The 10,585-nt window shown below is 50.0% G+C and carries 11 protein-coding genes and 1 pseudogene; 4 read left to right on the top strand and 8 right to left on the bottom strand.

All coding sequences use genetic code 11. From position 1 onward, the window contains the following. Positions 1-234 precede the first annotated feature (234 nt). Positions 235-345, top strand: a complete 111-nt coding sequence (locus JJE36_06910; protein ID MBK5212014.1) for an IS3 family transposase — start codon at positions 235-237, stop codon at positions 343-345. A gap of 76 nt (positions 346-421) precedes the next feature. On the opposite strand, the gene JJE36_06905 is transcribed toward JJE36_06910, so the two are convergent. From JJE36_06905 to JJE36_06885, 5 genes are all read right to left on the bottom strand, one after another. Then, complete coding sequence (locus tag JJE36_06905) at positions 422-874, bottom strand: GtrA family protein (protein ID MBK5212013.1); 453 nt, start codon at positions 872-874, stop codon at positions 422-424. A 6-nt stretch (positions 875-880) separates the two neighbouring features. Continuing rightward, a complete protein-coding gene (locus JJE36_06900; GenBank protein ID MBK5212012.1) occupies positions 881-1,210 on the bottom strand; it encodes a DUF2304 domain-containing protein in 330 nt (109 codons plus the stop codon). Positions 1,211-1,239: 29 nt separating this feature from the next. Then, positions 1,240-1,944: a glycosyltransferase family 2 protein gene (locus tag JJE36_06895; GenBank protein ID MBK5212011.1), complete on the bottom strand. Its 705-nt coding sequence runs from the start codon at positions 1,942-1,944 to the stop codon at positions 1,240-1,242. After that, positions 1,945-3,939 (bottom strand): hypothetical protein, encoded by a 1,995-nt coding sequence (locus JJE36_06890; GenBank protein ID MBK5212010.1) that lies wholly within the window; start codon positions 3,937-3,939, stop codon positions 1,945-1,947. 209 nt (positions 3,940-4,148) lie between these two features. After that, entirely contained in the window at positions 4,149-4,997 is an 849-nt protein-coding gene (locus JJE36_06885; GenBank protein ID MBK5212009.1) for a DUF2974 domain-containing protein, read from the bottom strand. A gap of 31 nt (positions 4,998-5,028) precedes the next feature. On the opposite strand from JJE36_06885, the gene JJE36_06880 reads away from it, so the two are divergent. Beyond that, positions 5,029-5,523, top strand: a complete 495-nt coding sequence (locus tag JJE36_06880) for a GtrA family protein (GenBank protein MBK5212008.1) — start codon at positions 5,029-5,031, stop codon at positions 5,521-5,523. Further along, positions 5,510-6,706 (top strand): AI-2E family transporter, encoded by a 1,197-nt coding sequence (locus JJE36_06875; GenBank protein ID MBK5212007.1) that lies wholly within the window; start codon positions 5,510-5,512, stop codon positions 6,704-6,706. The genes JJE36_06880 and JJE36_06875 overlap by 14 nt, the downstream gene beginning before the upstream one ends. 66 nt (positions 6,707-6,772) lie before the next feature. Here the strand turns inward: JJE36_06875 and JJE36_06870 are convergent, their stop codons facing one another. The 3 genes and pseudogenes from JJE36_06870 to JJE36_06860 form a co-directional block, all read right to left on the bottom strand. Beyond that, positions 6,773-7,609: a uroporphyrinogen-III synthase gene (locus tag JJE36_06870; GenBank protein ID MBK5212006.1), complete on the bottom strand. Its 837-nt coding sequence runs from the start codon at positions 7,607-7,609 to the stop codon at positions 6,773-6,775. Positions 7,610-7,686: 77 nt separating this feature from the next. Then, positions 7,687-8,643 (bottom strand): hydroxymethylbilane synthase, encoded by a 957-nt coding sequence (gene hemC, locus JJE36_06865; protein MBK5212005.1) that lies wholly within the window; start codon positions 8,641-8,643, stop codon positions 7,687-7,689. Between the two features lie 3 nt (positions 8,644-8,646). Next, positions 8,647-10,011: pseudogene (locus JJE36_06860) on the bottom strand (glutamyl-tRNA reductase). Positions 10,012-10,111: 100 nt separating this feature from the next. On the opposite strand from JJE36_06860, the gene JJE36_06855 reads away from it, so the two are divergent. Beyond that, positions 10,112-10,450 (top strand): hypothetical protein, encoded by a 339-nt coding sequence (locus tag JJE36_06855; protein MBK5212004.1) that lies wholly within the window; start codon positions 10,112-10,114, stop codon positions 10,448-10,450. The last annotated feature ends 135 nt before the right edge of the window (positions 10,451-10,585 follow it).

Below are 10,585 nucleotides of genomic sequence, written 5' to 3'. Positions count from 1 at the left end.
TAAATGGTTCAAATTTACAGAGGCGCAAAAACAGAGTGCTGTTGCACATTTCCTCGATACGGGACAAAACTTTTCCGCCACGATTCGCACTCTCGGATATCCGAGCAGAGCTTTGCTGACTCTTTGGGTTGATGAGCTTGCGCCAGGCGTCAGAAAACGACAAAAAAGGTGTGCTTGGACAGGAGGGCGATCGCCTTATGACAGAGAGTATAGAAGAACCGTTCCCCCGATGATATTGAAGCGCTCAATGAATATATACATTGGTACAATACGAAGCGTATTAAGATGACTTTAGGGGGACTGAGCCCCATGGAATATCGGCAAAGCCTCAATATGGCGGCCTAATAAGTCCAGAAAAACGCCGTTGAGCAGAATATTTTTGTGTAAGAAAATCCCTGCTTGGCACTCTCTGATTGAGGTTTTATGGCGCAGTTTCTTCGGGGGAATTTTTAAAGATAATAAGTTTGCTTAAGACGTAATTGAGAACTACAACAACGATGCTTACCAAGATCTTGGCAGCAAAACCGCGTACATTAAAAAAGGCCTGATCAAGTCCGAGGCGCACGAGCCCTGGCACAGCAATTACTTCAAAAGCGCCTGTTCCGAGGCGCGTCGATACAAAGAAGATGAATTCTTTAAGAAGCACGCTGGGTTGAAGACTTTTGCTCATAAACACCCAAAGTTTATTGGTAATGAACGCAAAAAGTGTTGCTGCTACCCATGAGATTGCGTTTCCCCAAAATATGCTCATGCGCGCGTATTTCACGAGCACGGCATAACTGCTCCAATTGATGACGGTAGTCGCAACACCAAAAATCAGGTAGAGAATAATCTCTTGATTCTCTTCGTATATTTCAATCAATTGATTTTTCATATATGGTTACTTGTCAACTTTTTCTTCGAGTTCACGAATGCGCTTTTCGTAGAGCGCGCATGTTTGAATAAGGCTGCGAATCTTTGCGTTGAGCGTCGAGACTATTGATGTAAGCGCCATGCAAATCATCAAAAGAGCAAACAACCCTAACGCAAAAATGCCATTGGTGAGCTCAATAATTCCAAAGAAGTGAATAATTGATGCAAACTCGCCAGGAAAAGCGACAACCAAAATCATCGCAACACCGCAGCCAAGCCAAAGAAGCGTATATTTCAGGTTGAGGCGATTGCGCTTGAGCAGATTAAAAATCACAACGAAATAAATCACAATGCTCACTACGAGAAATATTCTAAGCGTTCCATTCATTATGAGACGACCTTTTTGAATTGAAAACGGGCCATAATAATTGATAACGATACCTTCGTCATGTAATAAATCGACTTAAGGTTATTGATTGAGCTTGATCCGAAATTGCGCTCGTTCATGATGACGGGCACTTCTGTGACTTTGCAGCCTGAGCAGACAAGGGTCACGAGCGATTCTGGCTCGGGGAAATCCTGCGCATAGTATTTGGCGAACAGGTCTATGCCCGTCTTGTTAACAGCGCGGAATCCGCTTGTCGCATCATGCACTTTGAGCCCGCAGGTAAGCTTAACCAGCGAACTCAAGAAGCGAATACCGATGCGCCGCATAAAAGAAGACTGAAAACCTTCGTTGGTGATAAAACGCGACCCAACAACACAATCGACGCCCGTACTTGTCAGTTCATTGATGAGCACGGGGATATACGCCGGGTCGTGCTGGCCATCCCCATCAATTTGTATCGCAATATCGTAGTCATGCTCGCGTGCATAGAGATAACCCGACTGCACAGCTCCACCAATGCCGAGGTTAATAGGCAAATCGAGAAACGAAGCCCTATTGTCATGAAGGATTGCGCGCGTGTCATCGCGTGAACAGTCATTGACAACAAGATAGTCAACTTTGGGCTCAATGGCCTCTACTCTTTCAATAACATTGAGAATGCTTCTATGTTCATTGTAGGCCGGTATGATGACAAGTGTCTTCATTTATGAGCATTCCATTTCAGTCTGTTTTGAACGGTGAACTTCTTCTATATAAACTACTATAAAGATAAATAAAGTATAAATCACGGGGAGCAAATAGCGCTGTGCCGAGTACGGACTCGCAATCAGAATGAGATAGTTCGTCATGGTTGGAATCATAAGCAGCAGGTACTTCTTCATCCTTTTGAGCGCGGCAAAGGCAATAAGCGTGAGATATATGACGCCATAACTGCCCAAGCTGCTCAAGAAATTGAAGCCAGGGAGATTTATGATCAGGCTCTCAGAGCCTTCGACAATCGCGCTTGGTGTTTCGAGCGCCCGCGGGGTGGAGATGGTAGATCGCTTGCTTCCTTCGACTTTGTAGAGGTCTGCGCGCACCTTGCCCTCGCGCAAAAAGCGTTGTTCGTCTTTGCTCGTGGACATGCTGTAGAAAATTTTCCCCTGATTATTAATCTGAAAAAAGCGATACTGGTTGTTGTAAGTTGCGCTCACATAGGTGAGAGGGTGCTTTAAGAATTGCCTACCCCAGACCATGAAGTAGGCTTTGAGTTCAGCGCCACTTCTTTCGGGTCGGTATGAATAATCTTTGATGCCATCCGAAGTGGTTGGTTTGTAGTATGAGGCCAATTGGTCATATTTAAGGACACGGTTAATCGCGGTCTTCTCGGCAGGAGTTACTTCATCTCCATGTTCGATAACATAGCGCGCGGTTTGCTGAAAAGGAATTGAGTATAGTTCTGCTGATTTGCCTGGTGAAATATCAAGTGCTGGCAGAAGCATGCCGGTAAAAAGCACCTTAAAGATAAACAGCGGAATCAGTGTTGCGCATAACATATATTTCCAGTATTTGCGCCCATAGATACAAAGCGCAAGAGCGGTGAACAAGACAACGTAAAACCCTGACTTGACAAAGAGCATCAAAAGCAATTCGAGCGCGCCGAACGCAATGAGCGTACGCACGTTTGTCATCTTTGAGTCACGCTCATAGATGAGTTGGTAGAGCATGATGATAAAGAGAAGGTATATTCCGGGAACCAGTGCGCTCTTGGGCAAAATGACCGAAGCGTAAAGCGGGAAGAACGGCAGAAAAGCGAAGCAAACAAAAGCAGAATAGATAAGATAGTTTGGCAGTGCTTTTTGGCGTGCTAAAAGCAATGAATAGCCAAGCGAGCCAGCCAAAATAATCGATTGCAGGATGATATATATAAACATGCCAACATTTTGGCTTCCAATTAAGTTGCCGAAGCGGTAAAACCATCCGAGGAGAAAGGTCGTAAAGACCGGATTGCTATCGTTGAGAAAAACGGTCTGTGAGAGTGGGATCGTGAGCTGTTGGTAGGTGATATCTTTAATGCCAACAAATTGAAGCAGCTGGTTAGTCGAGTCAGCGGTAAGCATGCCAGGGTAATGAGTAATAATGAAGGGAGCCCAGCATATTAACAGGCTGCCCGTAACAATCGCAAGACTTTTGAAGGACATTTTCTCGCTAGCATTACCAGTTTTGCGCAACGTGATGTTGTTGAGCAAAGAGTAAAGAAAGCGCAAAGCGTATGAGAAGAAAACCGTATATCCCGCTATCGCGAGAACATTCTTTATCAGCCCTCTTGTCGTTTTAAGTAACTGAATCGCGCTGTTGTGCGCGGCGTAAGAACTGCCGTAGACAGAAAATAGCGCAAACAGGAGGCCTAGTAGCCAAAAGGTAAGTAATTCTTGACGAGAAAAATGATACTTCTCTCTTACTCTCCTAATGAACATATAACAGACCACAAGAAGAATCGTTGTGTAAAGCGGGCTAACGCTGAGTGAAATTCTCAAATCTGTGAGGAGATGCACAAGCGGCGAGTGAATCACTCCCGTAGAGGCGATTTCAGCTGTAGAAATATTCTTGAGCTTAACGATAAGCGCATAGGTGCTCATAAGCGCCAGAAAGACGTTTATGATCTGGGGGGTAATCGACTTGCGAATATCTACAAATCTCTGATTGTTGGCGGACAACATTACTCCCTTGTGATAGGTGCTATACGATTAATGTTAGCATATCTCGTTATTTGAACTGATGCTGTCGGGTGTTTCAAAAAATTATGTTTGTCGGCTCGTTTATGTTTGTCGGCTCGTACTTCTTGCCATGGCGAGAACCAAAAGTTCTTCATTCAAATGGGGGTGCGGACGTTTTTCTGGACTTTTTAGGCCGCAATCGAGCTCGGCCTCTATAAATCGACCGCAATCATCATATGCCCTCTGAGTGGATTATTCGGCGCATTGTCCGTGAGATTCTTGCGCATGTATTTTTCGTATACGTCGAGAATGCCCGGCCACACCGACACCACCGGGTGATCGATGACATTTTGCGGCACCGTGAGCGCAGTCTTATCGCTGTCGTTGATTGCTCGCACCGTCTGAGGCGCCTTGGCCATCAACTGATAAAACTTATAGAGAGCACCACTGACATCGCTGTAAGAAACATAACGTTCGCTCGCCAAAATATCCACGCTCGAATCGGTGTCGGGTGTCGGAAAGAAGGCTGAGTTCACCACACACGCGAACACATCGCGCCGTGTGGGTGCGACCAAGATGAACAAATAGGTGGCAAGACCGCCTCCCAACGAATGTCCGACCAGTCGAACCGGCGAGCCGTTCGGCCGACGCAGAAAAGTATCATAAAAATCGATTGCGCCGAGAAGTTGTGCATCACTCGACCGGACCGTCATCTGCCAGTCATCGACATAGTCGAGAGGGCGGTTGCTCCCGCGAAATGCAGCGACGCGTTCTCCGTCGGTATCCCTATATGCCATGGCGCTAAAGCCGCCTTTTTCATTCGTTTGCTGCCCCAAAAAGCGCAATTTGAGGAGTTCGGGGTGCTTATCGAGCACGGCGCTCAACTTACGCGCGGTCGCCATTTGAGGCTCGATGCGATTCATGGGAAGGCTCAACATCGCAGCGAAAACCTCGTCGAATCCCACAAACCCACCACGAATCGCTCGATTATTAACCTCGGGTGGGACTTGCAAATATGAGAGCCTCATCAAAATCTTTTGGGTGTTCAAAGAAACCGGCATAGCTGCCCTTTCTACCGCTCACATCAGTATAATGGATTATCCAAGAGATGGGATTACGCCTTTGCCGCCGAATATTATAAAGAAATATGAAGAACAGATACGCTATCTTTTAGTCGGGTTCTTCAACACCGTCGTCGGCTATTCGATATTCACGATATTCTTGATGATTGCATCACAACACCACTATGTCATCGTACAGTGGGCGGGCTGGGCATTGTGCGTTCCCATCTCGACCTATACGATGAGGAAATACGTGTTCAAAGCCTCAAGTGGAAAGTTCACCCACCAGCTGCGACGATCGTATGGAATATACCTTCCCGCGCAGTTGATTTCCATGGGACTCTTGATAGTGTTCGTCAATGTATTTCATCTGTATCCGCTCGTCGGGCAGGCGGGTACCATCGTCGTCTCGACGATAATGTCTTATTTCGGGCATAAGTATTTCACCTTCAAGACACCTCTCGAAGTCGGCGAAGTGGTCGATGAAAACCTATTTGAGAACGAGGTAGACGATGCAAAAGCATAAACAAGAAATCCAATTCGCGGGAGTTCCCGGTTGGCTTACGACCGGAGGTATGGGAACGCTCATGCTTCTCTTATGCGGAGCCGGAATATATGCCGTGCTTTATCTCATAAAAATAAGCGCTTCGATATCGGTTCCCCTCATTTTGGCTTTCGTTGTGGCCACCGTTGCCTACCCGTTGGTGAAATTGGGAGACAAGATCCACCTGCCCCGTGCAGTATCGGCCGCCTTGGTCGTTTTGCTTGTCGCCGGTGTTATATGGGCGTCCGTGCAAATCGCTGTCACAGGCGTCGTCAACCAGGCACCCACAATCACATCACAGCTGGTCACGGGTACTAAAAACCTGGGCAACTCCGCCGGCGGAACGCTCAAATCATTCGGAATCACCCAGGCTCAGATCAACACGACCATCAACGATTTCACAAATACCGTAAAAAGCGGAACGAACACGACGAACACCGGCGCCATCACAAGCAGCAGTATCATTGCAAAAATCGGAAGCGCCCTTTTAAGCGGGGTCTCGGACATCGCCGGGTTCCTCGGCTCGGTGACTGGTTTCGCCTTCAGCGTGTTCATTTTCGCGATGCTACTCTACTATTTCCTCGCAGATTATCAAACCATCATTAAATGGATCGGAGACCACCTCGGCCTCGACACGGAAATCGGCGAGGATCTCATCGAAGACGCCAGTGCTTCACTGAGGGCTTATTTCAAAGGAATCACGCTTTCGGCGGTGGCCGTTGCGTTGGTGATAGGAGTCGGACTGGCGATCCTGAAAGTTCCTCTCGTAATCCCCATCATGATCGTGACCTTCATAACCGCCTACATCCCCTTCATCGGTGCGATTCTGGCAAGCGCTTTCGCGTGCCTCATCGCTTTAGGCTCGGGTGGAGTGACGACCGCGCTTATCGTGCTTGTGCTCTCCCTTTTCGTGCAAAACATATTCCAGTCGTTTGTGAACGCTCAAATATTGGGCGACAGTCTCGATCTCCACCCACTCGTCGTTTTAAGCGGCACGATCCTCGGTTCGATATTCGCCGGGCTGATGGGTGCGATGTTCGCCGCACCGTTTCTCGCCATTCTCATTCGCGTCATCAAACGACTCAGAAAAGCGAAAATCGAAATGGCTGAAAACGAATCCGTTCCCCAACTCGAGCTTGGAGAAGCTCCCCGGGAAACGGATTAGCCAGCTTGAAACCGAACCTGCGTCGATTGCCGGACATAAAATCCACTCATCTCATTGCCGTATCGATTATCGCTTGGCGAAATAGTTTTGAAGAGTCTCGATGAGTCCCTTTGTCGTCGAGACGTGCGCCTCGATCACGCGTTCTCGGGCGACGCCGAGCTGTACGAGAGTGTCGGTTGTAACAGAGCCGATTGAAAAGGGAACGACTTTTTCGAAGAGTCGCAAAGGCGCAACGGAGGCGTTTTCAAGAGCCGTAAAGAAATTGCGTACCGTCGAGGGGCTGGTGAAGGTGACCGCATCGAGATTGTCCGCACCATCTTCAAGCGCAGCGATTTGTTCGGCGGTAAGCGTCGCCGGAACGGTTTGATACACCGGGGCGACCACGACATCGTAGCCCAGTCCACGCAAGAATTCAGGGAGGATTTCTCGGGCTTTTTGCGCGCGCGGCATCAATATCTCCTGCCCCGTGATGTCGAGGCCGGCTTTACGGAGTGCGGCGGTATCTCTTTGAAATTCCTCGATGAGGCCTTCGGCTTTATAGTCGTGAGGAATAATCGCCGGAGCGATATTATGCTTTGCCAACGAGGCCGCAGTCGCGCTACCCACGCACGCGCACTTGACGCCGGCGGGAATCGAATCGATGCCACGCCGCTCAACCATGTAATCGAAAAAACGGTCGACCGCATTGGTGCTGGTAAAAATTATCCAAGCATACCGCGCGAGATTTTCAACCGCTTCCCGTATCGTGTCCTCATCATCGGGCGCGACTATTTCAATGGCGGGAACAGCGAGAACCGAAGCACCGAAGGTAGTCAGCGAGGCAATCAAGTCTCCGGCCTGGCTCTCGGCACGGGTGATGCAAATCAACCGACCGTTCAATGGTTTCAGTGGTGAATCCGTCATAATCGCGCCCTCACATGCATAACGGCCACAGACATCTCCAAAATTTCCGGACTTGTCCGCAACCGACTTTCAAGTCTTTAGGAGAGAAGTTCGGTGGCTCCGTCGGCCAAGCGAATCTCATTCAAAATTTCGACCGCACCCAGCTCACGAAGCTCGGCTGTCGCTCGCGTGCCCAAATCGATCGGGTCGTTGATATCACTCTCGACATAGGTTCGAATGATACGATCGCCGCTTACCGAGCCGACCATCGCATCCATCACCAGTTTGCCGTCTTCGATACGCGCATACGCACCGATGGGCACCTGGCAACCACCTTCGAGAAGATTCATTACCACGCGCTCGGCGGTGACGCAGGTGAGTGTATCCGCATCAGAAATCCGGTCGCACACTTCGAGCATAAATTCGTCATCTTCGCGAATTTCAATGCCGATTGCACCTTGCCCTACGGCAGAAACCATCTGCTCGGTCGGGATGAAACTCGATATCCGGTCTCCGTAACCGAGGCGCTTGATACCTGCGGCAGCCAAAATCACGACATCGACATCGCCCTCCTCGGCTTTTCGCATACGGGTATCGAGATTTCCGCGCACGTCGACGATCTCGACATCGGGGCGCAACGCGCGAACCTGCGCGACACGGCGCAGCGAACTGGTACCGACACGACCGCCCTGAGGCAGTGTGATGAAATCTTCGCCGTTATGGGAAACGAGCACGTCACGCGGGTCGACACGCGGAGGCATGCCGGCGAGCACGCACCCATCAGGCAGTTCGGTGGGTACATCTTTCATCGAGTGCACGCACAAATCGACGCCACCGGAAAGAAGTTGCACCTCGAGCTCCTTGGTGAACAAACCCTTGCCGCCGACTTTCGCAAGTGGCACATCGAGGATTTTATCCCCGGTGGTTTTGATCTTTTTAATCTCCACGGGAAGTCCGGTGGTCTCTTCGAGCATCGACTTGATGAACTCGGCTTGCCAGAGAGCGAGTTTGCTTCCGCGTGTACCGATAGTGAGTTTTGTGCGTGGCTCTGTCATTGATTATTCTCCTATTTCAACGGCATCTTGCTTAGTCGCAGAAGATGCTCGACGTCCCAACAATGATCGGATCAACCTGAAACCGGTCTCTGCGCCGGAATCGCCCGGCTCATCGAGGCCGTACATGACACGTGCGGTTTCCACCACCGCGACTCCTTTGCGCCCGCCGCCGGCTTCGCGAAGCGCGGTCGTCGGCTCATGGAGCATTTTATTCACAATCGCTTGCGTGAGGTGATCGATGGTGTCGATATCTTTGCTCGAAAGATTACCCAGGCGTTTCGTCGCTTTTTTCAACTCTTCGGTGCGGATTTTCTCCGCCTTGGCACGAATCGCAGCCACCGTCGGAGCAACCTCCATCGACTCGAGCCACGACTCGAACGAAGCCATCTCCTCGCCGATTATCACCTCGGCACGCTGTGCCTCGCGCATGCGCTCCTCGAGATTTGCCGCAACGATTCCATCGAGCGCATCCACGTCGTAAACGTAGACTTGCGAAAGGTCGGCGCACGCCGGATCGATGTCGCGCGGAACGGCGATGTCGATGAGGAACAGCGGATCGGGACGACGCGTCGCAGCCGGAGCGAGTTCTTCTTTGGTGACGACATACTCGGTGGCAGAAGTCGCCGAAACGACGATATCTGCCTCGCGCATATATTTGTAGCGGTCCTCGAAAGGAACAGCGCGCCCATTGAACTTGGCGGCGAGCGCCTCGGCGCGTGCAAACGTACGGTTGGCGACGATTGTGTTGGTGACACCGTTGCTTGTGAGATGTTTCGCCGTCAGCTCGCTCATGGTTCCGGCGCCGAGGACGAAAACCGTGCGCCCCTCAAGCGTATCGAACACGCGTTTTGCAAGCTCGATGGCGGCATAGGAAATCGAAACGGCATTCTCGCCTATTTCAGTTTCGGTACGCACGCGCTTACCCACCGTGAAAGAGCGGCGAAACAGTTCGTTGAAAATGCGCCCTGTCGTACCGGCCGCGAATGCTTGGTCGTAGGCTTCTTTCATTTGATGGAGGATTTGGGCTTCGCCAATCACCATGGAGTCGAGCGAGGAAACCACGCGGAAAAGATGCTTGACGACATCCTCGCCCTGTTTGGTGTAGAGATACTTCGACAGTTCGTTACGGTCGAGGTTATGATAGGTCGCCATGAAGTCGACGACGGCACCGATGTCATCGACATCGGCTGCGGTAACCGCATAAATCTCGGTCCTGTTGCACGTCGAGATGATCAAACACTCGAGAACCGCATCGTTGCCGGCAAGTGTTTCTAACCCATGTACCAATACATCCGCAGGAAACGTAAGCTTTTCGCGAATGTCTATGGGAGCAGACTTGTGACTGAGTCCCACAAGAGTCAAATGCATGTACTTCGCCTCTTTGTGTACCGCGCACGCTCTTCCAGCCGCCTGGTACTTTCTTGTCTTAACAAACGCTTAAGACTCCTATTTTATACATTTCTTCTTCGTGCCTTCTCTATCGTTCCAATCGTGCGTTCCGGCAATTTTCTCGGTTTTTTTGAGCAGACCGATTGCCGACCGCACGCTTTTCTTAGGTGCGCCCCCCATAAGCGGTGCAGGATGTTCAGGCAAGCAAGATTATGAGGGACGATTTAGTTTTACGCGCACAGCCAAACCCGACAAAAAAATCGGCAAAAAACACTATTCGACGGGCGTGGTAAAATTCACCGCTTACCATTGCTTTTATACAGCGCCTGAACGTCGCTATTTTAACACACATCAAGTTATTGTGAAACGTCGGGTGACAGGCGCGTCAGTCGCTTTGCCAGCACCAGACATCCGTTAATTGTCAGACTTAACGCAAAACTGGGGGTGCGGACAAAATCCTGGACCTGATTTGAAACAGGAGGATGTCTATGCACTCACAAGAGCAAAGACAAAAAGCAGTACAGCTCTTTATCGAGGGCGGGAAATCTAAGGG

This window comes from Coriobacteriia bacterium, from assembly GCA_016649875.1.
Lineage (GTDB): Bacteria > Actinomycetota > Coriobacteriia > WRKU01 > JAENWW01 > JAENWW01.
This window is presented reverse-complemented; position numbering and strand designations above follow the sequence as displayed.